This is a genomic window from Mesorhizobium sp. M0894, from assembly GCF_040319725.1.
Lineage (GTDB): Bacteria > Pseudomonadota > Alphaproteobacteria > Rhizobiales > Rhizobiaceae > Mesorhizobium.
Window position 1 is genome coordinate 161,076 of the sequence record NZ_JAMYOG010000009.1, and the last position, 26,876, is coordinate 187,951.

The following is a 26,876-nucleotide window of genomic DNA, read 5'->3' on the forward strand; positions in this document are numbered from 1 at the left end:
GTTGACGCGTCGCAAAACAATGCTCGTCTACCTCTTCCGTTCCCATTCCGCGAACAAAAGATGACGACGCTTCGAAATTTGCCGTGATCGTCTAACAGTTTGAGATAAAAGGTGAAATGTCAGCGTTGCGGCAAAATCATGGCAGCTGGAAAGCACTGCCACAATTTTAATCAGCAAGACCCCGGGCACGACGTCTAAAGTCGTGTGCAGGCATTCAGCAAGGTCAAACGCAAATATAACCGGTAGAGGCACTTGGAGCGCCCGTGCGTTCCCTGGGGAAGCGCAAGGGACGCTCCAAGCCCTTGAATCTAGGCCGGTATTCTGACGATCACCTCGGCATTGTCTCCGGCTTTTGGCTCGAAGGACGAAGATTTGGTCTTCGTGCCATTCACTTCAAGTGAGATGGCCCGGGCCTTTTTGTCGCGGACGACGCGTACCTTGATCTCGGCGCCCAGCATCTTCAGGGTCGCCGAATAACCGTCCCAATGGCTGGGAAGTCTCGGCGTGAATTGAATGCGCTGTCCGCGACGCTCGATGCCGAGAATGCTCTCGACCGCCGCGCGATAAAGCCAGCCCGCCGACCCGGTATACCAGGTCCAGCCGCCGCGGCCGCCCTTGTCCTGCCCGGAATAAACATCGGCCGCGACGACGTAAGGTTCCACCCGGTAGCGCTCTGCCGCGGCTTCATCGAGCGCATGGTTGACCGGATTGAGCATCGAAAGGCAACGGTAGGCATCGTCGGTGCGCCCCATCTCGGCGAGCGCAATGACGAACCATGTCGCCGCGTGCGTGTATTGGCCGCCGTTTTCACGGACCCCCGGCGGATAACTCTTGATGTAGCCCGGGTCCTTCTCCGTCCTCGAGAATGGCGGGGTGAACAGCTTGACGATCTTGAGCTCGTCGTCGACGAGCGTTTTCAGCGCCTGTCCCATTGCCGTCGTCGACCGCGCCGGGTCGCCCTCGCCCTCGCCCGAAAGCACGCTCCAGGACTGGGCGATCGAGTCGATCTTGCACTCGTCCGATTTGCGCGAGCCGAGCGGCGTGCCGTCGTCGAAGCTGCCGCGCCGATACCACTCGCCATCCCAGGCGGTGCTTTCCAGCGCCCGCTTCAGCACCTCGGCGTGCTTTGTCCAGGCCTGCGCGCGCTTGGCATCTCGCTCCGCCTTAGCGACAGCAGCAAAGTCGCCCAGCGTCTTCAGCAGGAACCAGCCCAGCCACACGCTCTCGCCCTTGCCGTGCTCGCCGACGCGGTTCATGCCGTCGTTCCAGTCGCCGCCGAGGATCAGCGGCAGCCCGGCTGGGCTGCTGCGCTTGACGGCAAGATCGAGCGCCCGCGCGCAATGGTCATAGAGCGAGGCTGTCTTCTTCGAGATTTCCGGGATGAAGAAAGCATCGTGCTCGCCTTCGCCCAGCGCCTGCCCCTCGATGAAGGGCAATTGCTCCTTCAGGATCGCGGTATCGCCCGTCACCAGCAGGTAGCGCGCCGTGGCGTGGGCCAGCCAGACCACGTCGTCCGAGATCATGGTGCGAACGCCTGCCTCTGTGCGCGGCAGCCACCAATGCTGCACGTCGCCTTCGGGAAATTGCCGCCGCGCCGCATTGAGGATCTGATCACGCGCCAGCTTGGGGTCATGCGCCAGCAAGGCCAAAGTGTCCTGCAGCTGATCGCGGAAGCCGAAGGCACCGCTTGCCTGATAGAACGCAGAGCGGGCACGGATGCGGCAGGCCAGGCTTTGATAGGGCAGCCAGTGATTGACCATGGCATCGAGTGCCTTGTCCGGCGTCTCGACCTGGATGGTGTCGAGAAAGCCGCGCCACGTGCGCTCGTTGTCGGCCAGCCGCTGATCGAAGTCCCTGGAGCGATGGGTCTGCACCAGCGCGCTGGCCTCCTTCGGCGAGGCCGCGTCGCCGAGCAGCCAGAGCAGCGTGACGTCGCCGCCGGCAGCGATGTCGATGTCGCGTGCGATGGCCGCGCAGGGATCGTCGCCGGCCTCGACACGGCCCGACAGGCCGGCGCCGCTCAGCACGGCATGCGGAAATTCGCTGGTGCCTTGCCTGCCGATGAACTCGCCGCGGTCGGCGGTGACCGAATGCACGGCACCGTCGGCGGCCAGAAAGGCGATCCGTTCGCCAAAATCGAGCCCATAGGGATTTTGCGCCAGCAGAGCGCCGGTCGCGGCATCCCGGGACGGAACGATGCTTGCCGCGGTGCGCGAACGATGGCCGCCAAGAACCCATTCGGCATAGGCGTAGACGCGTAGCCGCATCGGCGCCGAACCCGAATTCTGGATGCGCAGCCGCGATATCTTCACCGGATCGACGGGATCGACGACATGGGTCAGGTCCATCGACAGCGGCCCGCGCTTTGAACGGAACGTCGAAAAACCCTGCCCGTGCCAGGTTTCGTAGGTCATTGTCGGGTCACGCACCACGGCAGCCATTGGCGAGAACGCTTTGCCACTGGCATGATCGTAGATATAGATAGCCTCGCCCGGCCGGTTGGTGACCGGATCATTCGACCATGGCGTCAACTGATAGTCGCGGCTGTTGCGGCTCCAGGTGAAGGCAGCGCCTTCAGCCGATATGTGGAAACCGAACGATGGGTTGGAGATGACGTTGATCCACGGTTGCGGCGTCGTGCGCCGGCCGGCAAGACGCACGACGTAGTGGCGTCCGCCGCCGTCGAAGCCGCCGAAACCGTTCCATTGGTCGAGCCCGCTGCCGTCGACGCGGGCCTCGATCAGTGCCTGGGCGGCAAACGCTTGCGCCGTCGGCACCGGCAAGGACGGCTCGCGAAGCGCTGCAAGGTCCGCCGGCTGGAGGGCGGCGTCTCGCGCCTGCAGTGCCGCGGCCTCGGCGCGCTCGATCTGGTCGAAGATGGTGCCGTTACGCGTATGCAGCACCACCCGGGCGACGGCGAGCAAGGTCCTGTAGGTCGTTTCCTCCATCAGGTCGCGGCGCACCGCGAAGATGTGCTGGCGAGGTCCGAGCTCCTTGCCGCGCAACCGGCTGTTTTCGCACAGCGTCTCGACCGCGCGCTGCAAGTCCTGCACGTATGACGAAGCCTGCTCGTTGACGACGACAAAATCGATCATCATGCCGCGGGCGCGCATGTATTCCTGGAAGCGAAGCGCCTGGGCGACGATCTCCAGATCGGCGACATCGGCGATCCTGACCAGGAAAATCGGAAAATCGCCAGATATGCTGGTCGGCCACAGGCTGGACTGCCTGCCGAGCCCGGAGGCGATGGATTCGCCGGGAAGGCGCAGGAACGGATCGGGATATATCAGGTAGCGCGCCAGCTTCTGCACATTGGCGGCGTCGGACAGGCTGAGGCCGAGGTGACGGGTTTGCACCTGCGAGCGCGTCCAGGCGAGCATCGCCTGGCGGGAGAAGCTTTCGGGATGGTCGAGCCGTGCGATAGCGGCATCCAATTCGGCGCGATCGGCGCCGACGACGGTCCAGAACGTCAGCGAAATCTTCTTGTTGGCCGGCACGCGCACCTGCCGGCGAAGCGAGGCGATCGGATCCAGGGTGAAGCCGGAATGGCCGCCAAGCTTGGCGCCGGGATCAAAGGCAGCCGCGTCCGTGATGGTGCGGCCGCGGCCGATGAAGGAGCGCCTGTCGGTTTCCGCCTCGGCATCACGCGCCGATCCAGACGGATCGGTGACGAAATGCACCATGGTGACATCGGGTTCGTCCTTTTCGCGCTTGCGCCTGGTGGCGAAAATCGCGCCGTTGTTCGGTGCAATCTCGGTTTCCACGAACATCTTCGAAAAGGCCGGATGCGCATTGTCCGAGGGCTCGGAGCCCAGCACCAGTTCGGCATACGAAGTCACTTCGATGTGCCGGTCGGCGGCGCCGTCATTGTAGAGCGTTACCCGCCGGCCCTCGCCATTGCCTTCCGAGATGACGATGCACTCGACCTCCGAACGCAGCGACCCAATCGATTTGACGAAGCTCGCCTTGTCGTCGGAAAACAGCGTCTGCACACGCTCGTCGGTGGCGCGCTTCGGCTCGGCGGTGGCCGACCACCAGTCGCCATTGCTGGCGTCGCGCAGGAAAATGTAGGAACCAAGGCGGTCCTCGGTCGGATCCGGCTGCCAGCGCGTGACGGCAAGTTCGCCCCAGCGGCTGTAGCCCGAGCCAGTGGCGGTAGCCATGACCGAGTAGCGGCCGTTGGACATGACACTGGTCGAGCGCAGCGCCCTGAGCGGATCGAGCACGATGCGTGTATCCGGGCTCTCGAGCTCGGTCTCGTCCTTGGAGCGCTCGTCGGCCTCGGTCCTGACGGTCGCCGTCGGGATGTCGCGCGGCGCCCTTTCCTGCAAGAGCAATTCGGCCGACTCGATCACCGGATCGCTGTGGAAGCGGTCGCGCAGGCGCCCTTCGAAGATCGCATCGGCAACGGCGGCGATCGACATGCCCGAGTGGTGGGCCATGTAGTTCAGCACGACGGCGTGGTCGGTACCCTCGGGGACGCGTTGCGGCGTGAAATCCACCGCGTCGTAAAAGCCATGCCGGCCCAGTGCGCCCAGCCGCCTCAGCCTGGCCAAGTTCTGCACGGATTCATGCGGCGTGAACTGCGCTGCCAGCACGGTCGCGTAGGGCGCGATCACCGTGTTTTGGCCAAGGCCGCGCTTCAGCCCGAGCCCGGGCACGCCGAAATTGGTGTACTGATAGGTCAGTTCGCGGTCGCGGGCGTTATAGGCCGCTTCCGAAATCCCCCAGGGAACGTTCTTCGACCGGCCATACTGGATCTGGCGCTTGATGATGAGCTTGCTGGTCTGGTTGAGAATGCTGCCTTGCGGCTCCTTCATCACCAGCGGCGGCATCAGATACTCGAACATCGAGCCGGACCAGGACATCAGCGCGCCCTGGAAGCCGATCTCGACGATCGGCCGGCCGAGCCGGAACCAGTGCTCGGTCGGCAAATCGCCCTTGGCGATGGCGAACAGGCTGGTCAGCCGCGCTTCGGAGGCCAAAAGGTCGTAGCAGCTTTCGTCGAGCTGATGCTCTTCGACCCGGTAACCGATCGACAAGAGCTTGCGTTCGGGCCGCATCAGGAACGAGAAATCCATCTCGAAGGCGAAACGGCGCGTGCGCTCGCGCAAGGTCAGAAGCTTGGCCCGCAATGCCGCGACGGCGTTTTCGTCGCTGTGCGCGTCGTGGACATGCGCCTCGCAGGTGGCTTCGAGCCTGGCCGCCCAATCGGCGATGGTGTCGCTCTGGGTCGATGCGGCCTCGGTGTGGATGGCTGTCGCGAGCTTGCGTATCTCGCCGGCCAGGACGGCCAGGTTGATAGTGCGGATCGACGCCATCTCCGGCTGCGCCTTGATCAATTCCACCGCCCGCCGCATGCCGTCGAGACGGTCGGCGAGCCGCTGGCGCAAGGGCCGCAATTGACGGCGGTCGTCGGGCAACTCCTCAAGGCTTTCGTCGAGGATGGTGACGGTGTCGAGGATGCCTTCGAAGTCGCCCTGCACATGCACCGACGGCGCTTCCGCCCATTCGGCGCAGGCAGCGGCCACGGCCACCAGATGGCCGGCGAGATTGCCGCTGTCGACGGCAGAAATGTACAGCGGATAGAGCGGCTTCAACGTCGTGGTGTCGTACCAGTTGAAGAGATGGCCGCGATCGCGCGGCATGCTCTCGATGGTCGACATGGTCGCGTCGATGCGGTTGACGGCGTCGGAGAGGCTGATCCAGCCGAAATCGCGTGCCGAAATCACGGACAGCAGGTAGACGCCGATATTGGTCGGCGAGGTGCGGGGCGCCACCACGGGGGCCGGGCTTTCCTGGAAATTGTCCGGCGGCAGATGGTGATGCTCGGCCGTCACGAAGGTCTCGAAATAGTGCCATGTACGCCGCGCCACCGTGCGCAGCGCGTGGATATCGGCGGCCGATATGCGCAGGCGGTCCTCGGTTTCGGCCGAACGGCTGATCCAGCAGGCGATGGCGGGCGAGCCGATCCAGAACAAGGCGAAGAAGAAGGCGACGAAGGCGCCGGTGGAATCGGCCAGTACCGGCACAGCGAGGCCGACGACGCCGATGATCACCGCACCGTACATGATGCTGTAATAGGAGCCGAGATCGTTGTCGCCGCCCTTGTGTGCCTGCGAGGCGGTGCGCCATTCGAGCAGGTTCTGGCGGCTGACGAACAGGCGGTAGAGCGTGCGGATGATCGCGTCGCCCATCATCCAGGCAAGATGCGCCATCAGCACGATCTTCAGCGCCACCAAGGCGGTACCGAAGGCAACGTCGCGCGCCAATGCCGAGAAATGGCCGCGCGGCGTCTGGTCGCCGCTCTTCGGCAGGATGGCGTTGACGATGTCGAAAGTGGGCGCCATGAACAGCGTGAGGATCAGCAGCGCCTGCCATTGCGCCGCCTGCGTGAATGGCAGCAGCGTCCAGCCGGCGATCGCGGCCATCACCCAGAAGATCGGCGTCACCGAGCGGCGCAGATTGTCCACCATCTTCCAACGCGACAGCGCCGGCACGTTTGAGCGCGGGCCGAGGATGAAGCCCAGAAGCTGCCAGTCGCCGCGTGCCCAGCGATGGTGGCGCGATGCGTCGACCGAATAGCGGGTCGGATAATCCTCGACCAGTTCGACGTCGGTGACCAAGGCCGATCGCGCCAGCGCGCCTTCGAGCAGATCGTGGCTGAGGATGGTGTTTTCCTCGATGCGGCCCTTCAGCGCCGCCTCGAAGGCGTCGACATGGTAGAGACCCTTGCCGGTGAAGGAACCGTCGCCGAAGATGTCCTGGTAGAGGTCCGACACGGCAAAGACGTACGGGTCGAGCCCGCGATTGGCGGAAAAGACACGCTGGAAGAACGACGCCTCGTCGCCACTGGTCAGCGACGCGGTGATGCGCGGCTGCAGGATAGAATAGCCTGCCGTGACTTCGCGCCGGGCCGCGTCGAAATGCGGACGGTTGAGCGGGTGGCAAAGCTTGCCGGCCAGCGCGGCGACGGCGTCGCGGGTTGTGCGGGTGTCGGCGTCCAGCGTCATGACGTGGACGACGCTCTCCGGCAAGGGCACTTCCAACGGCAGGAAGGTGGTGTCGCTGTCGCCGCGCAGCAAGAGGTTCAATTCGTGCAGCTTGCCGCGCTTGCGCTCCCAGCCCATCCAGACGCCTTGCGAGGCGTTGTAGAGCCGGCGCCGATGCAGCAGATAAAAGCGCGGCGCGCCATCCGAGGGATAGCGGGCGTTCAATCGGGCGATTTCGGCGCGGGCGAATTCGAGGATTTCGACATCCGCCGTATCGATCTCGGTCTTCGAGTCCGGCCAGTCGGAAAGCAGCGCGAAATGGATCTCGCCCGCCGTGTTGGCGAGGTGATGCACTTCGATGTTGCGGATGTTCTCCTCGACGTCGTCGCGCGAGCCGATCAGCGACGGCACCACCACCAGCGTCCGTGCCTCGGGCGGTACACCATGCCTGAAATCATAGCCGATGAGACGCGTCGGCTTCAAAAACAGCGAGACGACGGTGTTGAAGAATGCGAGCGCGCCTTCGCTGGCCGGCACCGCGAACAGGGCCAGCATCAGGACGATCGACGGCACTGACAGGCCGAGATTGGCGAGCGCATTGCCGGAGACGACCAGAAGCAGGACCGTCAGCGCAAACACCGGCACGACGATGCCCAGCCATCCGGTCTTGCGGAACGTCCGGTTGATCGTCTTGCCGATGGTAGGCCGGTAGCCGATCGACCGCTCCAGTTCCATCCGGCGCGGACCGACCAGAAAGAAGCCGACGTCGGTGTGAGCGATCGGACCGGTTTCGGAGCCCGGCGCATCGGCAGCATGGCCGGCGAGTTCAATCGCCCGTTCGGCAACGCGAAATTCGGAAAGATCGGAACGGCGTGCCAGCTCCTCGATCGCAGTCCGGTATTGGTCGCGCGAAAAGAAATCGAGCGCCGCGAAATCGGTGCGCTCGCGCAGCAAAGTGTCGATGCGGCTGACGCCCTCGAACCACACCGTCCAGTCGATGTCATTGATGAGGCGCAGGCCGCGGATGATGTTGCCGGTGGTCACATTGCCGCTGGACAGCGTGCGGTGCTCGCTGAGGATGATTTCCTCGGCGTCGGAGCCCGTCCTTTCCAGCTCGCCCTCCAGCCATTCCAGCGCCCTGCCGGCATTTTGCGAGCCGTCGCGCAGCCGGTAGAGCAACTGGGTTGCGAAGGTGGTGTCCTGCGCATGGGCGCTGTAGCCGGAAAGTATCGTCTGCCGGTCGGCGCTGTCGTCCGTCGCCAGCACACGGTCGGCGACCTCGTTGGCGATCTGGCGCAACTCCCGCGTGCGATTGACGCGCACCGCGATCCGGCGAAGATTCTCGATCAGGACAAAGCGCAGCAGCGACGGCAGCGCCCATAGTTCGCCGATCTTCAGCGGCTCGACGGACTGGAAGCCTTCGACGATCGCCTTGAACATGGCCGACGAGACGGAACTGTCGGAATGCGCGACATAGGTCCATGCGACCGCCAACGCGCGCGGCACGCTGGATCCGTCGGACAGTTTCAGCGTCGGCAACTGGCGATAGAAGCGGCGCGGCAGGTCGCGCTTGACCTGGAAAATGGTCTCCTCGACCAGGTAGTTGTTGTCGAGCAGCCACTGTGCCGCGGGCGTGATCGTTTCGCCCCTCGCCTGGGCAGCGTTGGTGGAACGGTAGACATCGAGAATCTTCCTGGCGCTGTCGCGGATGCGCGCCTGAAAATCGAAAGGCGTCAGCCCGAACAAATCCTTGGCATCGCCATTGGCAAGGGCTGCGCCCAACGCGCGCAGCCGATCTTCCGTCAGGAAATGGGAGCGTATCGGCTCGTCGGTGACAGCCGGGAAGCTGGCGCTCGTCTTTTCGATCTGTGCGAGATTGGTCTGGATATTCATCTAAGGTTCCGTGTTGGGGACGCAGTGCGGCGTCACCGCCACGGCAATGTCCCTAAAACCGGTCCAAATGCAATTGGTTGCATCGCAACACTTGGCCGAATGTTTGTTTCCGCACCACGACAAGGTGTCGTCTTTCGACAACTTCCAGGCGAGCGCCTCCGAGCATCGTTTCGGCTTCTGATCGGCGGAAGATTCAGGCTTTTTCGTGATGCAGGGACCAGCTTACGCAATATTTGACCGGCGTCTCGATCATGTTTGGAAACAGGCGTTAATCGTTGCCGGCAATGCGATCGATGCGGATCACGAACAGCATCGCCGGCCGGACGGGATCAAGGCGCAGTTCCGGCGCTTGCGGCCCGAGCAACAGCGCATCGAGCGGCCCCAGTTGCACGGGCGCGGCGCCGGCCACCCTAAGCTCGCCGTCGAGGGACAGGATGAGTGTTTCATCGGCTCCAAACCGGATTTTCGTCGGAGCCGAAATCAACAGGCGCTCGATCTGGTGGATCGCCCGGGTCCGGCGGGTCATGACGTTGAGGTCGGTGATCGGACCGGCGATCAGCGTCGCTTGCGTTGGCACGTCGGCCGGAAAGGCAAGCGGTGCGGAAGCCTTGGTGATTTCGACCGGCGGCCGGCCGGCGATATCGAGGACCATGCCCTCGCCTTCCAGCAAGGCCAAAGTCCGGTCGACGCCGGGAAAGCCGGAAAACGGGCCGCCGCCCTCGACCAGCGCCATCGAGACGCGCCAGTCGAAATCGTCGAGCCCAGCACCTGCCGGCGAGACGGCAATCTCCGTCGTCACGCCGCCGCCGTTCTTCCACGGCATCGACCGGTATTCCGAGGCCCGAAGGATGCGCAAGGCGCGGCTCAGCCCAATATGCCGGGCAGGTTGAGCTGGTTCTCCCTGGCGCACTCGATCGCGATGTCGTAGCCGGCGTCGGCGTGACGCATGACGCCCGTCGCCGGATCGTTCCACAGAACCCGCTCAAGGCGCTTGGCCGCCTCACGCGTGCCGTCTGCGACGATAACCATGCCGGCATGCTGCGAAAAGCCCATGCCGACGCCGCCGCCATGGTGCAGCGACACCCAGGTGGCACCGGACGCGGTGTTGAGCAAGGCGTTGAGCAGCGGCCAGTCGGAGACGGCATCGGAGCCGTCCTTCATCGCCTCCGTCTCGCGGTTCGGCGAGGCGACCGAGCCGGAATCGAGGTGGTCGCGGCCGATGACCACCGGTGCCTTCAGTTCGCCGCTGGCGACCATCTCGTTGAAGGCGAGGCCGAGCCGGTGGCGGTCGCCAAGGCCAACCCAGCAGATGCGGGCCGGCAACCCTTGGAAGGCGATGCGCTCACGCGCCATGTCGAGCCAGTTGTGCAGATGGGTGTTACCAGGAGTCAGCTCGCGCACCTTGGCGTCGGTTCTGTAGATATCCTCGGGATCGCCGGAAAGTGCTGCCCAGCGGAACGGGCCGATGCCGCGGCAAAACAGCGGACGGATATAAGCCGGCACGAAACCCGGGAAGGCAAAGGCATTCTCAAACCCCTCCTCCTTCGCCACCTGGCGGATGTTGTTGCCGTAGTCGAGCGTCGGCACGCCGGCGTTCCAGAACGCCACCATCGCCTCGACATGCTCGCGCATCGACGCGCGGGCAGCCTTTTCGACCGCCTTCGGGTCGCTGGTGCGCTTCTCGCGCCATTCGGCCAGCGACCAGCCCTTGGGCAGATAGCCGTTGAGCGGGTCATGCGCCGAGGTCTGGTCGGTGACGATGTCGGGGCGTACGCCGCGCCGCACCAGTTCCGGCACGATGTCGGCGGTGTTGCCGACCAGGCCGACCGATTTCGCCTCACCGGCTTTGGTCCAGCGCTCGATCTTCTCCAGCGCCTCGTCGAGGGTGTCGGCGCGCTCATCGACATAGCGGGTGCGCAGCCGGAAATCGATGCGGTCGGGATCGCATTCGACCGCCAGGCAGCAGGCGCCGGCCATGACCGCGGCGAGCGGCTGGGCACCGCCCATGCCGCCGAGGCCGCCGGTCAGGATCCATTTGCCTTTGAGATTGCCGCCATAGTGCTGACGGCCTGCCTCGACGAAGGTCTCGTAGGTGCCCTGCACGATGCCTTGCGTGCCGATGTAGATCCATGAGCCGGCCGTCATCTGGCCGTACATCATAAGGCCTTTTCTATCGAGCTCGTTGAACTTCTCCCATGTCGCCCAGTGCGGCACGAGGTTCGAATTGGCGATCAGCACGCGCGGCGCATCGGCATGGGTGCGGAACACGCCGACCGGCTTGCCGGATTGCACCAGCAGCGTCTCGTCGTCGGCAAGCGTCTTCAGCGAGGCAACGATGCGGTCGAAATCGTTCCAGGTGCGCGCCGCCCGGCCGATGCCGCCATAGACGACCAGTTCGTTGGGATTTTCGGCGACGTCCGGATCGAGATTGTTCATCAGCATGCGCAACGGCGCTTCCGTCAGCCAGGTGCGGGCGTTGAGCTCGCTGCCGCGCGGGCTGCGCACTTCACGGATATTGTGGCGAGGATCGGTCATGATTGTCCCTTTCGAGTGAGGTGCGCCGTGCGTCAGCGTTCAGCCCAGGCGATCGCCGTTTCCAGGATCTTTCTCAGCGTGACGCGGATCGGCGCTGCGAATTCGGCGTCGTAAGGCACCGGCCAGTTATCCGGTTCGCCCTTGCCTTCGGGCTCGCGCAGATAGCCACGGTTGGAGAGCTCCATCTGCAGCGCGTGGACGCCGGCTTGCGGCTGGCCGAAATGACGCGTGATCCAGCCGCCCTTGAAGCGGCCGTTGACGACAAAGCTCTCGCCGGTTTCTGCGACAATCTGCGTGACTTTCTCCTGCAACGCCGGATCGGCGCTCTTGCCGTCATTGGTGCCGAGATTGAAGACCGGCAATTTGCCTTCGAACAGGCGCGGCAGCACCGAACGGATCGAGTGGCAGTCATAGACGACGATCTTCCCGTGCAAAGCGCGCAGCCTGTCGATCTCGGCCTGCAACGCGGCATGATAGGGCACGAAGAATTTTTCGCGGCGTTCGTCGATCTCAGACGGCCCCGGCTCCTCGCCTTCGCGGTAGAGCGGATCGCCGTCGAAGGTCTCGGTCGGGCAGAGCCCAGTCGTCGTCTGGCCGGGATAGAGCGAAACGCCAGACGGATCGCGGTTGACGTCGATGACGGTGCGCGAGATCGCCGTATGCACCACCGTCGCGCCAAGGCTCTCGGCGAAATCATAAAGCTTGTCGATCCACCAGTCGGCGTCACGGCGGCCGAGCCAGGGCGAGATAAGTCGGTTGTCGAGGCCGGCCAGATCGATGCCGGTATGCGGGATCGAAACCAGCAGGGGTGCCGTGCCTCGGGTGACGGTGAGCCAAGTCATGAGAAGTCTCCGCGCGTTGGAGCTCTACGGCGCCCCCCTCTGCCCTGCCGGGCATCTCCCCCACAGGGGGGGAGATTGGCAGCTGCGGCGCCTCGCTCAGTCCTGCAACGTTGGAGATTGGCGAAAGCCAGTGTAACGGCCAATCTCCCCACTCGTGGGGGAGATGCCCGGCAGGGCAGAGGGGGGCGCGGCAGAACGCGACCTTGCAATTGTCCGTGAACACCGACCTCGCTTTTTGCCGGCCGTGTCGTATTTTGTTCTTGCTTTGTGCCGGCAGCTATGCTACTAATATGGGTATGGTGATGATTGTCACCGACGACCCGCCCTCGAGGCGGGTTTTTTGTTTTTGACTTTGAAAATTTCGGTATTGCCGGGCTGAGGTTGGCGGGACAGCGCCGCCCTCTGTCCTGCCGGACATCTCCCCCACTTGGGGGGAGATCAGCTGGCGTCGAGGGTTTCGCCAACGTCCGACCTGTGGCGGCGTACAGTCTCACGACGTCACTCCCGGCAGCTTTACCGCGCTTGCCGCTTCCACCGCCGCGCCGCTGCGTACCATGGCGATGGCCTTCTCCATGTCGGGATGGAAGTGCCGGTCGTTGTCGAGATGCGGCACCTCTGCCCTGACCAGCCGGCGCACCGCCTCCAGTGCCGCGCTCGAGGCCAGCGGGGCATGGAAATCGCAGCCTTGCGCCGCGGCCAGCAATTCGATGCCGATGACGGCCGTCGCATTCTCGACCATGCCGATGAGCCGGCGCGCGCCATGTGCCGCCATCGAGACGTGGTCTTCCTGGTTGGCCGAGGTCGGGATCGAATCGACGCTGGCCGGATACGCTTTTTGTTTGTTTTCCGAGACGAGCGCCGCGGCTGTCACTTGCGGGATCATGAAACCGGAATTCAGACCCGGCTTGGGCGTCAGAAAGGCCGGCATGCCCGACAGCGCCGGGTCGACCAGCATGGCGATGCGCCGTTCCGACAGCGAGCCGATCTCGCAGACGGCGAGCGCGATCATGTCGGCGGCGAAGGCCACCGGCTCGGCGTGGAAATTTCCGCCAGAAAGCGCTGTGTCGTCCTCGGCAAAGATCAGCGGATTGTCGGTGACGCCATTGGCCTCGGTGCCGAGCGTATCGGCGGCCTGACGCAGCACGCTGAGTGCTGCGCCCATCACCTGCGGCTGGCAGCGCAGGCAGTATGGGTCCTGCACGCGCTCGTCGCCGACGCGGTGCGATTCACGGATGGCGCTGCCGGCCATCAAATTACGCAACGCCTCGGCCGTCTCGATCTGGCCGCGATGTTTCCTGAGCAGATGGATGCGTGGATCGAACGGCGCGTCGGAGCCCTTGGCGGCATCGGTCGACAACGCGCCGGCGACCAGCGCTGACTGATAGAGCACTTCCGCCTCGAACAAAGCCGCCAGCGCATAGGCGGTCGAAAACTGCGTACCGTTGAGCAGCGCAAGGCCTTCCTTGGCGCCCAATATCACCGGCTCCAGGCCGTGCGAGACAAAGGCGACCTTGGCCGGGAAGCGGCCATGCGGGGTAAAGCATTCGCCGACACCGATCATCACCGCGGTCATGTGCGACAGCGGCGCGAGGTCGCCGGAAGCGCCGACCGAGCCTTGCGCCGGCACCACGGGGATAACGTCGTTGGCCAGCATCGCCTCGAGCAGCTCGATCGTCCGCGGCCGCACGCCGGAGGCGCCCTGGGCCAGGCTGGCCAGCTTCAGCGCCATCATCAGCCGGCAAATTGCCAGCGGCATCGGCTCGCCGACGCCGGCGGCATGCGACAGCACGATGTTTCGCTGCAGCGTCTCGAGGTCGGCGGCGGGGATGCGCACGCTGGCCAGCTTGCCGAAGCCGGTGTTGATGCCGTAGACCGGCTCGCCCTTGGCAACGATCCTGGCGACGGCCTCGGCGCTGGCCTTGATCTTCGGCCGGCAGGCATCGTCGAGCCTCAGTGCGGCGCCGCGATAGATGGCGCGCCAATCGGCCAGCTTGGCATTGCCTGGCCTGAGCTTGAGTTCGGTCATTGTCCCCTCCAGATGCGGGCATGCAGCGGGTTGAAGCCCATGCGGTAGACGAGTTCGGCCGGGCGTTCGACGTCCCAGATCGCCAGATCGGCGGATTTTCCGACCTCCAGCGTACCGGTCTGTCCAAGCAACCCGAGCGCGCGGGCAGCCTCGCGCGTGACGCCGGCAAGGCATTCATCGACGGTCAGGCCGAACAATGTCGCCGCCATGTTCATGGTCAGCAGCAGCGAGGTCAGCGGCGAGGTGCCGGGATTGTTATCGGTGGCAACGGCCATCCTGACGCCATGCTGGCGAAACAGGGCGATCGGCGGCTTCTTGGTCTCGCGGATGAAGTAGTAGGCGCCGGGCAGGATGGTCGCCACGGTTCCTGCCTTCGCCATCGCCGCCGCGCCCGCCTCGTCGGTATATTCGAGGTGATCGGCCGATAGCGCACCATAGCGTGCCGCAAGTTCCGCGCCGTGCAGATTGGACAGCTGGTCCGCATGAAGCTTGACCGGCAGGCCCGCCGCCTTGGCCGCATCGAACACGCGAGAAATCTGCTCCGGCCAAAAGGCGATGCCTTCGCAAAAGCCGTCGACGGCATCGGCCAGGCCCTCGGCAGCGACGGCCGGCAAAATCTCGTTGGCGACAAGATCGATAAAGGCGTCCTTGTCGCCTTTTGCTTCGGGCGGCAGCGCATGAGCGCCGAGGAGAGTGGTTCTGACCGTCACCGGCCGCTCACCGCCCAGCCGTCGCGCGGCGCGCAGCGACTTCTTCTCGTTTTCGAGGTCGAGACCGTAGCCGGATTTGATCTCGACGGTGGTGACGCCTTCGGCGATCAGCGCGTCGAGGCGTGGCAGCGACTGGGCGACCAGCTCGTCCTCGCTCGCGGCGCGCAGTGCCTTGACCGAGGAAACGATGCCGCCGCCGGCCTTGGCGACCTCCTCATAGGTGGCGCCGGCCAGCCGCATCTCGAATTCATTGGCACGGTTGCCGGCATGGACCAGATGGGTGTGGCAGTCGATCAAGCCAGGCGTGATCCAGCGGCCTTCGCAGTCGGTCGCCTCGGCGTCTTTGCCAAGTGCTCTGGGGCGGAGCGCTGCCGGCATGTCGGCTTCCGACCCGGCATAGACGATCCGGCCGTTGCGCACGGCGATTGCACCGTGCTCGACGACGCCTAACCCGGCGCTGCTATCAGCCATGGTCGCGAGGCGCGCATTGCGCCAAAGGCGAAGCTCCCGTGCCCGGTTTTTGCTCTCTCCAGCCATCATCTTTTCCGTTTCAATCGGGAGTTATTATGTATATACATATCAAAAGGCACTGCAAGCGCTATCATCACATGGCCAACCGGGATTTGGAGAAAGACGTGACGGCGATTTTTGCGGAACAGGCACTTCTGCCCGACGGCTGGCGCAGCGATGTGCGGATCGTAGTCTCCGACGGCAAGATCGCAACGGTCGAGGCGGATACCTCGCCTCTGCCTGGCGACGAGCGCCATTCTATCCTTTTGTCCGGCATGCCGAACCTGCACAGCCATGCCTTCCAGCGCGGCATGGCCGGCCTTGCCGAATTGCGCGGCCCTTCCGCCGACAGTTTCTGGAGCTGGCGCGAGGTGATGTATCGTTTCGCGCTGTCGATGACGCCGGACCAGGTCGAGGCGGTCGCGGCGCAACTCTATGTCGAGATGCTGGAGGCCGGGTTCTCGCGCGTCGGCGAGTTTCACTATTTACACCACGACCGCGACGGGCGGCCCTATGCCAATATCGCCGAGATTGCGGAGCGCATCGTTGCCGCAGCGTCCGAGACAGGCATCGGGCTGACTTTGCTGCCCGTCTTCTACGCGCATTCCTCTTTCAACCGCGCTGCGCCAAATGAAGGCCAGCGGCGATTCATCAACGATGTGAACCAGTTCTCGCGGCTTGTTGAGAAAAGCCGCGAATCCCTTCGCGCGTCGACTCAGGCTGTCGTCGGCGTGGCCCCACACAGCCTGCGTGCCGTGGCACCCGAGGAACTGGAAAACATCACGGCGATGGCGCCGGAGGGGCCGATCCACATCCACATCGCCGAGCAGATGAAGGAGGTCGAGGACTGCCTTGCCTGGTCCGGGGCGCGGCCGGTCGAATGGCTGCTTGCCAATGCCAAGGTCGACCAGCGCTGGTGCCTCATCCACGCCACCCACATGACCGACACCGAGACGACCGATATGGCGAAAAGCGGCGCCGTTGCCGGCCTCTGCCCGATCACCGAGGCCAATCTCGGCGACGGCACCTTTGCCGCGCCCCTTTTTATGCAGCATGGCGGCCGCTTCGGCATCGGCTCGGATTCCAACGTGCTGATCGGCCTGCCCGACGAGTTGCGCCAGCTCGAATATTCGCAGCGCCTCGCCCACCGCGCCCGCAACGTGCTGGCGGTGGCCGGCGGATCGACCGGTCGCGCGTTGTTCGATGCGGCGCTCGAGGGTGGCAGTTCCGCGCTGGGCGCCGGCGCCTCGCGGATCACTGCCGGTGCCTCGGCCGATCTCGTCTCGCTCGACGGCAAGCATCCATCGTTGGCGGGCAAGGCAGGTGATGCGATCCTCGACGCCTGGATTTTTGCCAACGGCACCAAGATCGATTGCGTCTGGGTGCATGGCAGGAAACTGGTCAGCGACGGCAGGCATGCAAGACGCGATGCCATTGCCGAGCGCTTCCGCAAGGTGATGACGGCGCTTTCGGCATGAGCATGATCGAGGCGATAAGCGCGGATTCTGGAAGCGCGGACGGCGGCGAGGCCCTTTCGCTACACCGGCGCATCCTGTCGGACATCAGCGAACGGATTCTGTCCGGCGCCTGGGCGCCCGGCCACCGCATTCCGTTCGAGCATGAACTGACGGAAGAATACAGATGTTCGCGCATGACGGTGAACAAGGCGCTGTCGCAATTGGCCAAGGCCGGGCTGATCGAGCGCCGGCGTCGCTCCGGCAGTTTTGTCCGCCGGCCGCAATCGCAGGCGGCCGTTCTCGAAATCCACGACATCCGAATCGAGGTCGAGGCACTTGGCCTGCCCTACCGCTACGAGCGCGTGGCGGGAAGCAGAAGGCGCAGCAGTGCCGACGATCGCGCCCTGCTGGAACTCGACGTCGCCGGGCCGGTGCTGGCGCTGGAATGCCGGCATTTCGCCGGCAACCGGCCGTTCGCCCACGAGCAGCGGCTGATCAACCTGGCTGCCGTGCCGGAGGCCGCCGAAGAGGCGTTTTTCGACACGGCGCCCGGTCCGTGGCTGATCGGCCGTGTGCCATGGAGTGCGGCCGAGCATCGCATCCGCGCGGTTGCAGCCGACAAGCATATCGCGGCGGCTCTCGACATCGCGACCGGCGCGCCGTGCCTGGTGATCGAGCGGCGAACATGGAGCGCCGAGCACCCCGTCACCCATGTCCGGTTCACCTACGCGGCCGAGAGCCACACGCTGGTGGCGCGGTTCACGCCGTCGCAGGGGTGAGCATTTCAACTGAGGGTCAGACCCCCTCACCCGGATTGCCGACCGAATTGCGAAGAGCATTCGGGGCAATCCGACCTCTCCCCGAGGGGAGAGGAGATCGCTGGTGCCAGCGCCAGTCTCTTCTCCCTCGGGGAGAAGGTGGCCGCGAAGCGGCCGGATGAGGGGGAACCTACGGAGCTGCTCAAATCGCCGCGGTGACAATGATCTCGACCAGATATTCCGGTCCGGCAAGCTTGGCCTCGCCGGTGGCGCGGGCCGGCGTGTTGCCCTGTGGTACCCATTTGTCCCACTCCGCGTTCATCTCGGCAAAGGTGCTCATGTCGGCCAGCCAGATGATCGCCTGCAGGATCTTGGTCTTGTCGGTGCCGGCCTTGGCCAGCAATTCGTCGATCGCCGCCAGAATGTCCCTTGTCTGGGCACCGACGTTTCCGCCCGGCTTGCCGACCTGACCGGCCAGATAGACGGTGTTGCCGTGGATGACGATCTGGCTCATGCGCGGGCCCACATCGATGCGACGAATGCTCATTGGATATTCCTTCTTCTCTTGCCAGTTGCGCCTGTTTAGGGGCCAGGTTCGCCGGGGGCAAGGCCGCTCGAGCGGAACCTCTTGAGCCAAGCCAAAGCGGACAACATGACGGCCCGGCCGCAATTCCGCCCGATTGGCTTGTTGACTAATGTAATAACATCACATATCGAATCCGCCCCTGCAGCACCGATCGTCGCCCCATGGATCGTCACATGAGCCAAACCTGCCTGACCTTCCGCGACCTGACGCTGGGCTATAACAGCCATCCTGCGATCCACCACCTCAATGGTACGATCCGCAAGGGGTCCTTGACGGCGGTCGTCGGCGCCAACGGCTCCGGCAAGTCGACGCTGATGAAGGGCATCGTTGGCGTCCTGAAGCCGATGGCCGGCGCGGTGATCCGGGCGCCCGGCGTGCGCGCCGCCTACCTGCCGCAGCAGTCCGAGCTCGACCGCTCCTTTCCGGCCCGGGTCGTCGACCTGGTTTCGCTTGGCCTGTGGCCGCGGCGTGGCATGCTCGGCCGCTATACCACGGAAGATCGCGACTCGGTCAGCAAGGCGCTGATGGCCGTCGGCCTCGGCGGTTTCGAGAAGCGGCCGATCGACACGTTGTCGGGCGGCCAGCTGCAGCGCACGCTGTTTGCCCGCGTGCTGTTGCAGGATGCCGAGCTCATCCTGCTCGACGAGCCGTTCAACGCGGTAGACACCAAGACCGTCGGCGACCTGATCGCACTGATCAAGCGCTGGCATGGCGAGGAGCGCACCATCATGGTGGTCGTCCACGATCTCGACCTGGTGCGGCAGAATTTCCCCGAAACACTGCTCCTGGCGCGCCAGCCGGTCGCCTGGGGCGAGACCAGGGAGACGCTGCGGCCGGAGAATTTGTTGCGCGCGCGCCGCTTCCACGAAGCCTGGGAGGACAACGCGCCATGGTGCGAGCCTGGCGAGCATGACCACGAGCACAGCAGCCACGAGCATAGCCATGACCATCATCACGGCTCCGGGCCGAGGGCGGCATGATGGACGTGCTTTACGGTCTTTTCGTCGCCCCGTTTGCCGACTACGCCTTCATGCAGCGGGCGCTCGCCGGTTCGATGATGCTGTCGCTCGGCGCCTGCCCGGTCGGCGTGTTCCTGATGCTGCGGCGCATGAGCCTGTCCGGCGACGCCATGGCCCATGCCATCCTGCCGGGTGCTGCCGCCGGCTTCCTGTTTTATGGCCTGGAGATCCTGCCGATGACCATCGGCGGACTGATCGCCGGCATCATCGTGGCGCTCGGCGCCGGCGCCGTCTCGCGCTTCACCATCCAGCGCGAGGACGCCTCGATGGCGGCCTTCTATCTGATTTCGCTGGCGATCGGCGTGCTTATGGTGTCGATCCGCGGCTCCAGCGTCGATCTCATGCATGTGCTTTTCGGCACCGTGCTGGCGCTCAACAACGAGGCGCTGACGCTGATCGGCGGCATCGTCGTGGTGACGCTGGTCAGCCTCGCCATCTTCTGGCGGGCGCTGGTCGCCGAATGCCTCGACCCCTTGTTCCTGCGCTCGGTCAGCCGGATGGGCAGCCCGGTGCATTTCATCTTTCTCGGCCTCGTCGTGCTCAACCTCGTCGGCGGCTTCCAGGCGCTCGGCACCTTGCTGTCGGTCGGGCTGATGATGCTGCCGGCAGCGGCGGCCCGCTTCTGGACCTCGCGCGTCGAGCCGATGTGCGTGCTGGCGACAGTGATCGGCTTTGCCTCTTGCATTGCCGGGCTGCTGTTGTCCTATCATGCGTCGCTGCCCTCCGGCCCGGCCATCATCCTGTCCGCCGGCGTCGTCTATTTCGCCTCGATCCTGTTCGGGACGCGCGGCATCCTGCGCGCCCGCATCATCCACCACCGCCACAGAACTGCCTGATCCCAACAAAGGAGACCCGTCCATGCAGAAATCGATCCGCGCCGCCTTGGCCGTGAGCGTTATAACATTAACCGCCCTTGGCGCGTCGTCGGCCTTCGCTGAGCCGTTGAAAGTGGTCGCCAGCTTCACCATCATCGGAGACTTCGCCAAGAACGTCGGCGGCGACCGGATCGATCTGACCACCATCGTCGGGCCGGACGGCGACGCGCATGTCTACGAGCCGAGCCCAGCCGATGCGGTGGCGATGGCTAAGGCCGACATCGTGCTGGTCAACGGCCTGCATTTCGAAGGTTTTCTGCAGCGCCTGGTCGACGCCAGCGCCACCAAGGCGACCATCGCCGTGCTGACCAAGGGCGTCACGCCGATCAATTTCAAGCCCGAATTCGCCGAGGCCGACGCCCACGCCGATGGTGAGACGGCAACCGATCCGCACGCCTTTCAGTCGATCGCCAATGCCAGGATCTATGTGAAGAACATCGCCGACGCCTTCTGCACGGCCGACGCTGCGGGTTGCGACAGCTACAAGGCCAATGCAGCCGCCTATACGCAAAAGCTCGATGCGCTCGAGGGCGAGGTACAGGCAGCGATCCAGTCGATCCCGCAAGAGAAGCGCGTCGTCATCACCTCGCATGATGCCTTCGGCTATTTCGAGCAGGCCTACGGCTTGACGTTCCTGGCCCCGGAAGGCGTGTCGACCGAGTCGGAGCCCTCCGCCGCCGACGTCGCCAAGCTGGTCAGCCAGGTGAAACAGGACAAGGCGGCGGCGATCTTCGTCGAGAACATCACCAATCCGCGGCTGATCGAGCAGATCGCCAGCGAGACCGGCATCAAGGTGGGCGGCACGCTCTATTCCGATGCGCTCTCACAGCCCGACGGCCCGGCCTCGACCTATATCGACCTGATGCACAACAACATCGCCCAGATCAAAGGCGCGATCCTCGGCAGCTGAGCCGACCGATCCGGTTCATCCAGCCGGGCTGGCGCATGATGCGTCCTGGCGACATGCGGCGTTAGCCCGGCTGGATTTCCGGCATCGAAATCTCTATCTGCGCGGATGGATTTCTTTTCGCGCGGATTGCCGACCGGGTCAGGGAGTGGCAAGACTGCCGCTAACCAGATTGCGAGGACCCCAGCCATGGAATACCGTCAGATCAGCGAGGACTATTCGGTCTCGGGCCAGATCCAGCCCGAGGATGTCGCGACCATCAAGGCCGCCGGCTTCAAGAGCGTGATCTGCAACCGGCCGGACGACGAGCAGCCCGGCCAGCCATCGGCCGACACCGTCAAGGCGGCGGTCGAGGGCGCCGGGCTCGCCTTCCGCTACATCCCCGTCATCAGCGGCCAGATCACGGCCGAGAATGTCGAGGACCAGGCTGAGGCGCTCGACGAACTCGAAGGCCCGGTGTTCGCCTATTGCCGGTCCGGCGCCCGCTGCACCAATCTCTATGGGCTGATCCAGCAGTCGAAGGGGTGAACGTTCGCGCCCTCAGATCGGCAGCGCGCCGGTCTCCTTCAACGTCTCCAGCACGATCGCCGTCTTCACATGCTGAACCGATTCGTGCGGGAGAAGCACGCTGTTGACGAATTCCGACAGCGACTTCAGGTCCGGCGTCACCACTTTCAATATATAATCCATCTCGCCGGTCAGCGCGTGCGCTTCCTGCACTTGCGGCAGCCGCGCCACCAATTCGCCGAAACGCCGCGCATTGTCGCGGTTGTGGGTGGCGAGCGTCACCGAAATGACGTTGACCAGGGAAAAGCCGAGCTTGTCGCGGTCGAGCACCGCCCGGTAGCCCTTGATATAACCGTCTTCCTCCAGCCGCTGGCGACGGCGCGAGCATTGCGACGCGGACAGGTTCACCCGTTCCGACAAATCGTTGTTGGTCAGCCGTGCATCGCCCTGCAGCAGAGCCATTATCTTGCGGTCAAACTGGTCGATGCGCGCGTCATCCATGAATATCCGCTCCGCAGTGCACAACTCGCGCATGATAAGACCATTTCAAGCGTTTGAATGCAAGCAATTTGCACTCGCTCCGCGCTATGATTGGGCTCAGATATGGCCGATGCGACCAATGCCAGATTTCGGGCCAGATTTCGGAGCAATGCCATGGGTCCCTTCCCGCACGACGCACCGCCCGCCAAGATCAGCAAAACCAATCCCGCCGGCACCGACGGCTTCGAATTCGTCGAATTCGCGCATGCCGAGCCGGAAAAGCTCGCCGAGCTTTTCACCCGCATGGGCTACGTGCCGGTGGCCAAGCACCGCAGCAAGGACATCACCGTCTGGCGGCAGGGCGACATTAATTATGTCGTCAATGCCGAACCCGGCTCGCATGCGATGAAATTCGTCGACAAGCACGGCCCTTGCGCCGCCTCGATGGCGTGGCGGGTGGTCGATGCCAGGCATGCCTTCGACCACGCCGTGGCCAAGGGCGCGACGCCCTATGAAGGCGCCGAGAAGGCGCTTGACGTGCCGGCGATCGTCGGTATCGGCGGATCGCTGCTCTATTTCATCGAAACCTATGGCGAGAAGGGCTCGGCTTACGACGCCGAGTTCGACTGGCTGGGCGAGCGCGATCCCAGGCCGGAAGGCGTCGGCTTCTATTATCTCGACCACCTGACCCACAATGTCTATCGCGGCCAGATGGACAAATGGTGGGATTTCTACCGCGACCTGTTCGGCTTCAAGCAGATCCATTTCTTCGACATCGACGGCAAGATCACCGGCCTGGTCAGCCGCGCCATCACCTCGCCCTGCGGCAAGATCCGCATCCCGCTCAACGAGTCCAAGGACGAGACCAGCCAGATCGCCGAATATCTGAAGAAGTACAATGGCGAGGGCATCCAGCACATCGCCGTCGGCACCGACGACATTTACGGCGCCACCGACAGGCTGGCCGCCAACGGCCTGAAGTTCATGCCGGGCCCGCCCGAGACCTATTACGACATGTCTTATGCCCGCGTGAACGGCCATGAAGAGCCGATCGAGCGCATGAAAAGGCACGGCATCCTGATCGACGGCGAAGGCGTCGTCGACGGCGGCACGACCAAGATCCTGCTGCAGATTTTTTCAAAGACTGTGATCGGGCCGATCTTCTTCGAGTTTATCCAGAGGAAGGGCGACGAAGGTTTTGGCGAGGGCAATTTCCGCGCTCTGTTCGAATCCATCGAGCAGGACCAGATCAAGCGCGGCGTGCTGAAGGTGGACGGCAAGGCAGCGTAGCCAGTTCGGCCGAGGTGCCTTGTGGTTTGATCAGTTATGACCTAAATTCTGGTCATAAAGGATCGAGTCATGAATGTTTCCATTGCCGAAGCCAAGGCCAAATTGTCGGAACTCGTCAGCCGTGCGGAAGCCGGCGAGGAGATCGTGCTCACACGCCACGGCAAGGTGGCGGCGCGTATCGTACCTCCGGCAGTGGCCGAATCCCTGCCGCGTATCGGCGCATTGAAGGGCAAGATCTGGATTGCGGACGATTTTGATGAACTCGGTCCCGAGTGGGATGAGTACGTGAAATGACGGTCGGCCCGTTTCTCGCCGACACACACATCATCCTCTGGTCGATTTCGGACGATCGGCGTCTCAGCGAGCACCACCGCGCTATTCTGGCTTCGGAAGCGGTGGTGTTCGCGAGCGCGGCTAGCGTCTGGGAAATTGCCATCAAACGCTCGATCAGAAAACTCGATGCGCCGGACGACCTGCCAACGCTGCTTCCAAGGATGCAATTTCAGCCGCTCGCCGTAACCTTCCAGCACGCAAACGCCGTCGGCAGCCTACCCCACCACCATGGTGATCCGTTCGACAGACTTCTGATTGCGCAGGCGCAAATGGAGAATCTCACCATCCTTACATCCGACCCGCATTTCGCCAGTTACGATGTGGCTTTGGCATAATTAGCCAAGCAGTTGGTCTCGCAGTCCCAGCCGCTCGACTTCGGCTTTCCTCAACTTAACATCGTAATCGAGGAAGAACTCGTCGAGTTGTGGCGGTTTCACCGAGGTGCCAGACAGCATCGCGTGCACCTGGCCGCGATGATGGATGTCGTGGATGAAGAGATGGGCGAGCAAATCGCCGATCCGCTCCGGTATCATGCCGTCCTCGCGCCGATCAGTGACGACGCGGCGTTCGAGATCGTCCGCCGACAGGCGGTCGCAAAAAGCGATCAGCCGCCGGTCGGCCTCCGCCCGCTTGCCAAAGAGCGTGTCCGCTTCGTCGAAGCGCAAGAACTCATCATAGGCCGCGGCGCCGACGCCGCCCTCTTCGAGAAAATCGAGATAGAGGTGATCGACCGCCAGAATGTGGTTCAGCGTTGCCTTGATCGACGGGAAGAAGCTGGTTCGCTCGGCTTCGAATTCACCAGGCTTAAGCTGCAGTACGGCGCCATAAAGCCGGTCGTTCGACCAGAGATTGTTGCGCGCCATGCGGCGGAAATGGTTCAGCAGGTCCATGACTTCACGCAGCTGACCGGACCAACGACAAGCCTGCCCCCATTAGCAGGAATCCAGCGAGAACAATCAGCAGCAGCCCGATCATGCGCCGCCGCATGCCTTGCGTTTCCTGGTCACGCGCGACGTTCGTGTTGGTGACGGTGTGAAACATCATCGCCTTGCGCGGAAAGCCGCTGCGGTTGGTCAGGCCGGGCGAGCGCGCCTCGATGCGATAGCTCAGCCGGATCGCCGGGATGAAGATCGCCAGCATGACAAGGGCCCAGACACCGCACAGGAGATAGAATGTCTCGCCTGTCATTCTCTTGCCCCCTCGTATTTCTCGACCTTCTGCTCGATGGCGCCGAAGATCGAATGCCCGCCCCTGTCCTTCATCTCGATGCGCACGGTATCGCCAAAGCGCAGAAACGGCGTCTTCGGTTCGCCGGCTTCGATGGTCTCGATCATACGCAACTCGGCGATACAGGAATAGCCGGCGCCGCCCGCCGAGACAGGCTTGCCCGGCCCGCCATCGAGCTTGTTGGAGACGGTGCCCGAACCGACGATGGTGCCGGCGGCCAGCGGCCGCGTTTTTGCGGCATGGGCAATCAGCGCCGGAAAGTCGAAGGTCATGTCGATGCCGGCGTTCGCCCGGCCGAACGGTTTGCCGTTGAGATCGACCAGCAGCGGCAGGCTGACCTTGCCGCCGTCCCAGGCATCGCCCAGTTCGTCCGGCGTCACCGCAACCGGCGAAAAGGCTGATGACGGTTTCGACTGGAAGAAGCCGAACCCCTTGGCAAGCTCGGGTCCGGTCAGGCCGCGCAGCGTCACGTCGTTGACCAGCATGACCAGCCGGATCGCTGCCCGCGCCTCGTCGAGGCCAGCGCCCATCGGCACGTCGTCGACAATGACGGCGACCTCGCCTTCCAGGTCGATGCCAAGGGTCTCGTCGATCATGCGGATTGGGTCGCGCGGTGCGAGGAAGGCGTCCGAACCGCCCTGGTAGATCAGCGGATCGGTCCAGAAGCTTGCCGGCATCTCGGCGCCGCGCGCCTTCCGCACCAGCTCGACATGGTTCACATAGGCCGAGCCGTCGGCCCATTGGTAGGCGCGCGGCAGCGGCGAATGGGCGTCGTGCTCGTGAAAGCGAGCCGACGGCACCGCATTGTTCTCCAGCGATTCGGCCATGGCGGTGAGATGCGGCGCGATCCGACGCCAGTCATCGAGCGCGGCCTGCAGCGTCCGCACCAGGAACGACGCATCGGTAAACCGCGTCAGGTCGCGCGAGACGACGACGAGTTTTCCGTCGCGCGTCCCGTCCTTCAAGGTGGCAAGCTTCATGCGGTTTCCTCTCCTGGCGCAGCTTTGGTGCTGCTTTGATTTTTTGTTCTAGGCATGATCTCTTCCGAAAACCGGTTTCCACTTTTCGAGATCATGCTCCAGCCCCACAACAAGGCCGTCGCGGGCGATCGTCAAGTCGCCGGCCCATGTTTTCCTGACGGCGGCAATCCAGTCGGCCTCGCCGATCTCGGGATCGTCGGCGGGAATGAGATGGTTGAGGACCAGTCTTTTGACGCCTGCATCGCTGGCGATGCGGCCCGCTTCCTCGGCAAAGCTGTGGCTGGCAAGCAGGTGTTCCCTCAGTCTTGCACCGTTGCCGGTCTTCGCGACCAACCGCTCGATGCCCTCTTCCAGCATGGCCTCGTGGACCAGGACGTCGGCGCCTTCGGCGAAATCCGACAATGGCGGAAAGAACGCCGTATCGGACGAGAAGACGATGCTTTGCCCGGCTTGCTCGAAGCGCAGCGCAAAGCAGTCCGTCACCGGCGGGTGGTCGACACGCAAGGCCGATATTTTGAGACCGCGCTCTTCCGCCACCTGCCCTTCACCAAACTCGACAATCGAGACCAGGTCGCGGAGATCCGGCCGCCCTTCGTCGGCGATGCGGATCTCGATGTCGAACTCCATCGCCTGGCAAAAGCGCTGCCAGTAGTAGCCGATGCCGGGCGGGCCGAATACGGTGACCTTTGTCCCCAGGCCGGCCGTCCATGCGGTGTGGATCAACGGTCCGAGTTCCAGCACATGGTCTGAATGCAAATGCGTGATGAAGATCAGGTCAAGCGCCTTCAGACTGACGCCGGCATCGGTCAGCCCGCGCGTTACGCCCAGCCCGCAATCGACGACGAGGGTGCGGCCGCCAATCTCCAGCAGCGATGAACTCGGCCACGGTCCGCCCGGCCGGAGCGCCGGACCACCCTTCGAGCCAAGAAGCACCAGACGATCCATCATG

General features: G+C 63.9%; 21 protein-coding genes. 9 read left to right on the top strand and 12 right to left on the bottom strand.

All coding sequences use genetic code 11. The features are described from left to right. Positions 1–308: 308 nt before the first annotated feature. The 6 genes from NKH91_RS19195 to hutI all read right to left on the bottom strand — a co-directional run bounded on the left by NKH91_RS19195 (position 309) and on the right by hutI (position 15,535). Positions 309–8,885 carry a glycoside hydrolase family 94 protein gene (locus NKH91_RS19195; RefSeq protein WP_352884113.1) on the bottom strand — a complete coding sequence of 2,859 codons (8,577 nt, stop codon included), beginning with the start codon at positions 8,883–8,885 and terminating at the stop codon, positions 309–311. A 268-nt stretch (positions 8,886–9,153) separates the two neighbouring features. Further along, positions 9,154–9,741: a HutD/Ves family protein gene (locus NKH91_RS19200; RefSeq protein ID WP_023717208.1), complete on the bottom strand. Its 588-nt coding sequence runs from the start codon at positions 9,739–9,741 to the stop codon at positions 9,154–9,156. 8 nt (positions 9,742–9,749) lie between these two features. After that, positions 9,750–11,420 carry a urocanate hydratase gene (gene hutU, locus NKH91_RS19205; protein ID WP_352481266.1) on the bottom strand — a complete coding sequence of 557 codons (1,671 nt, stop codon included), beginning with the start codon at positions 11,418–11,420 and terminating at the stop codon, positions 9,750–9,752. Positions 11,421–11,452: 32 nt separating this feature from the next. Then, positions 11,453–12,262: an N-formylglutamate deformylase gene (gene hutG / locus NKH91_RS19210; RefSeq protein WP_352481267.1), complete on the bottom strand. Its 810-nt coding sequence runs from the start codon at positions 12,260–12,262 to the stop codon at positions 11,453–11,455. Between the two features lie 490 nt (positions 12,263–12,752). After that, a complete protein-coding gene (hutH, locus tag NKH91_RS19215) occupies positions 12,753–14,288 on the bottom strand; it encodes a histidine ammonia-lyase (protein WP_352495270.1) in 1,536 nt (511 codons plus the stop codon). Continuing rightward, positions 14,285–15,535: an imidazolonepropionase gene (hutI, locus tag NKH91_RS19220; protein WP_352588448.1), complete on the bottom strand. Its 1,251-nt coding sequence runs from the start codon at positions 15,533–15,535 to the stop codon at positions 14,285–14,287. The genes hutH and hutI overlap by 4 nt, the downstream gene beginning before the upstream one ends. A gap of 98 nt (positions 15,536–15,633) precedes the next feature. Between hutI and NKH91_RS19225 the strand changes: the two genes are divergently transcribed. Beyond that, positions 15,634–16,986: a formimidoylglutamate deiminase gene (locus NKH91_RS19225; RefSeq protein ID WP_352481270.1), complete on the top strand. Its 1,353-nt coding sequence runs from the start codon at positions 15,634–15,636 to the stop codon at positions 16,984–16,986. Then, the gene (gene hutC / locus NKH91_RS19230; RefSeq protein WP_352481271.1) at positions 16,983–17,744 is read left to right on the top strand and encodes a histidine utilization transcriptional repressor HutC; all 762 of its coding nucleotides are present in this window, start codon (positions 16,983–16,985) and stop codon (positions 17,742–17,744) included. The genes NKH91_RS19225 and hutC overlap by 4 nt, the downstream gene beginning before the upstream one ends. Before the next feature lie 181 nt (positions 17,745–17,925). Here hutC and NKH91_RS19235 read toward each other — a convergent pair whose 3' ends face one another. Then, complete coding sequence (locus tag NKH91_RS19235; protein ID WP_023674415.1) at positions 17,926–18,270, bottom strand: RidA family protein; 345 nt, start codon at positions 18,268–18,270, stop codon at positions 17,926–17,928. A 212-nt stretch (positions 18,271–18,482) separates the two neighbouring features. On the opposite strand from NKH91_RS19235, the gene aztA reads away from it, so the two are divergent. The 4 genes from aztA (at position 18,483) to NKH91_RS19255 (ending at position 21,638) form a co-directional block, all read left to right on the top strand. After that, positions 18,483–19,289, top strand: coding sequence for a zinc ABC transporter ATP-binding protein AztA (gene aztA / locus NKH91_RS19240; protein ID WP_352845174.1), 807 nt, complete (start codon positions 18,483–18,485; stop codon positions 19,287–19,289). Further along, positions 19,289–20,164 carry a zinc ABC transporter permease AztB gene (aztB, locus tag NKH91_RS19245; protein WP_352481316.1) on the top strand — a complete coding sequence of 292 codons (876 nt, stop codon included), beginning with the start codon at positions 19,289–19,291 and terminating at the stop codon, positions 20,162–20,164. Before aztA ends, aztB begins: the two co-directional genes overlap by 1 nt. Positions 20,165–20,186: 22 nt before the next feature. Next, a complete protein-coding gene (gene aztC, locus NKH91_RS19250) occupies positions 20,187–21,113 on the top strand; it encodes a zinc ABC transporter substrate-binding protein AztC (protein ID WP_352845176.1) in 927 nt (308 codons plus the stop codon). A 186-nt stretch (positions 21,114–21,299) separates the two neighbouring features. Continuing rightward, a complete protein-coding gene (locus NKH91_RS19255) occupies positions 21,300–21,638 on the top strand; it encodes a protein tyrosine phosphatase family protein (protein ID WP_023674411.1) in 339 nt (112 codons plus the stop codon). A 12-nt stretch (positions 21,639–21,650) separates the two neighbouring features. Here the strand turns inward: NKH91_RS19255 and NKH91_RS19260 are convergent, their stop codons facing one another. Further along, positions 21,651–22,118 carry an Lrp/AsnC family transcriptional regulator gene (locus tag NKH91_RS19260; RefSeq protein WP_352816030.1) on the bottom strand — a complete coding sequence of 156 codons (468 nt, stop codon included), beginning with the start codon at positions 22,116–22,118 and terminating at the stop codon, positions 21,651–21,653. A gap of 153 nt (positions 22,119–22,271) precedes the next feature. On the opposite strand from NKH91_RS19260, the gene hppD reads away from it, so the two are divergent. From hppD to NKH91_RS19275, 3 genes are all read left to right on the top strand, one after another. Further along, positions 22,272–23,387 (top strand): 4-hydroxyphenylpyruvate dioxygenase, encoded by a 1,116-nt coding sequence (gene hppD, locus NKH91_RS19265; RefSeq protein WP_352845177.1) that lies wholly within the window; start codon positions 22,272–22,274, stop codon positions 23,385–23,387. Positions 23,388–23,456: 69 nt separating this feature from the next. Next, on the top strand, positions 23,457–23,681 hold the full coding sequence (locus NKH91_RS19270) for a type II toxin-antitoxin system Phd/YefM family antitoxin (protein WP_023717195.1): 225 nt from the start codon (positions 23,457–23,459) through the stop codon (positions 23,679–23,681). Continuing rightward, positions 23,678–24,055: a type II toxin-antitoxin system VapC family toxin gene (locus NKH91_RS19275; protein WP_023717194.1), complete on the top strand. Its 378-nt coding sequence runs from the start codon at positions 23,678–23,680 to the stop codon at positions 24,053–24,055. The genes NKH91_RS19270 and NKH91_RS19275 overlap by 4 nt, the downstream gene beginning before the upstream one ends. On the opposite strand, the gene NKH91_RS19280 is transcribed toward NKH91_RS19275, so the two are convergent. The 4 genes from NKH91_RS19280 to NKH91_RS19295 are packed head-to-tail and all read right to left on the bottom strand — an operon-like array spanning position 24,056 to position 26,875. Then, a complete protein-coding gene (locus NKH91_RS19280) occupies positions 24,056–24,610 on the bottom strand; it encodes a DinB family protein (protein ID WP_352588457.1) in 555 nt (184 codons plus the stop codon). Between the two features lie 4 nt (positions 24,611–24,614). Further along, complete coding sequence (locus NKH91_RS19285) at positions 24,615–24,908, bottom strand: hypothetical protein (RefSeq protein WP_352481275.1); 294 nt, start codon at positions 24,906–24,908, stop codon at positions 24,615–24,617. Next, positions 24,905–25,927, bottom strand: coding sequence for a fumarylacetoacetate hydrolase family protein (locus tag NKH91_RS19290; RefSeq protein ID WP_023717191.1), 1,023 nt, complete (start codon positions 25,925–25,927; stop codon positions 24,905–24,907). Before NKH91_RS19290 ends, NKH91_RS19285 begins: the two co-directional genes overlap by 4 nt. Positions 25,928–25,975: 48 nt before the next feature. Beyond that, positions 25,976–26,875, bottom strand: coding sequence for an MBL fold metallo-hydrolase (locus NKH91_RS19295; protein ID WP_352481276.1), 900 nt, complete (start codon positions 26,873–26,875; stop codon positions 25,976–25,978). Between the last annotated feature and the right edge of the window lies 1 nt (position 26,876).

Bases quoted from the DNA above. Each gene is read 5' to 3' on its own strand.
- NKH91_RS19270 (WP_023717195.1), top strand. From the start codon at position 23,457: ATGAATGTTTCCATTGCCGAAGCCAAGGCCAAATTGTCGGAACTCGTC.
- aztB (WP_352481316.1), top strand. From the start codon at position 19,289: ATGGACGTGCTTTACGGTCTTTTCGTCGCCCCGTTTGCCGACTACGCC.
- aztC (WP_352845176.1), top strand. From the start codon at position 20,187: ATGCAGAAATCGATCCGCGCCGCCTTGGCCGTGAGCGTTATAACATTA.
- NKH91_RS19285 (WP_352481275.1), bottom strand. From the start codon at position 24,908: ATGACAGGCGAGACATTCTATCTCCTGTGCGGTGTCTGGGCCCTTGTC.
- hutH (WP_352495270.1), bottom strand. From the start codon at position 14,288: ATGACCGAACTCAAGCTCAGGCCAGGCAATGCCAAGCTGGCCGATTGG.
- NKH91_RS19290 (WP_023717191.1), bottom strand. From the start codon at position 25,927: ATGAAGCTTGCCACCTTGAAGGACGGGACGCGCGACGGAAAACTCGTC.
- NKH91_RS19275 (WP_023717194.1), top strand. From the start codon at position 23,678: ATGACGGTCGGCCCGTTTCTCGCCGACACACACATCATCCTCTGGTCG.
- NKH91_RS19280 (WP_352588457.1), bottom strand. From the start codon at position 24,610: ATGGACCTGCTGAACCATTTCCGCCGCATGGCGCGCAACAATCTCTGG.
- NKH91_RS19195 (WP_352884113.1), bottom strand. From the start codon at position 8,885: ATGAATATCCAGACCAATCTCGCACAGATCGAAAAGACGAGCGCCAGC.
- NKH91_RS19255 (WP_023674411.1), top strand. From the start codon at position 21,300: ATGGAATACCGTCAGATCAGCGAGGACTATTCGGTCTCGGGCCAGATC.
- NKH91_RS19295 (WP_352481276.1), bottom strand. From the start codon at position 26,875: ATGATGGATCGTCTGGTGCTTCTTGGCTCGAAGGGTGGTCCGGCGCTC.
- hutI (WP_352588448.1), bottom strand. From the start codon at position 15,535: ATGGCTGGAGAGAGCAAAAACCGGGCACGGGAGCTTCGCCTTTGGCGC.
- NKH91_RS19260 (WP_352816030.1), bottom strand. From the start codon at position 22,118: ATGGATGACGCGCGCATCGACCAGTTTGACCGCAAGATAATGGCTCTG.
- NKH91_RS19235 (WP_023674415.1), bottom strand. From the start codon at position 18,270: ATGAGCATTCGTCGCATCGATGTGGGCCCGCGCATGAGCCAGATCGTC.
- hutC (WP_352481271.1), top strand. From the start codon at position 16,983: ATGAGCATGATCGAGGCGATAAGCGCGGATTCTGGAAGCGCGGACGGC.
- hutG (WP_352481267.1), bottom strand. From the start codon at position 12,262: ATGACTTGGCTCACCGTCACCCGAGGCACGGCACCCCTGCTGGTTTCG.
- aztA (WP_352845174.1), top strand. From the start codon at position 18,483: ATGAGCCAAACCTGCCTGACCTTCCGCGACCTGACGCTGGGCTATAAC.
- hppD (WP_352845177.1), top strand. From the start codon at position 22,272: ATGGGTCCCTTCCCGCACGACGCACCGCCCGCCAAGATCAGCAAAACC.
- hutU (WP_352481266.1), bottom strand. From the start codon at position 11,420: ATGACCGATCCTCGCCACAATATCCGTGAAGTGCGCAGCCCGCGCGGC.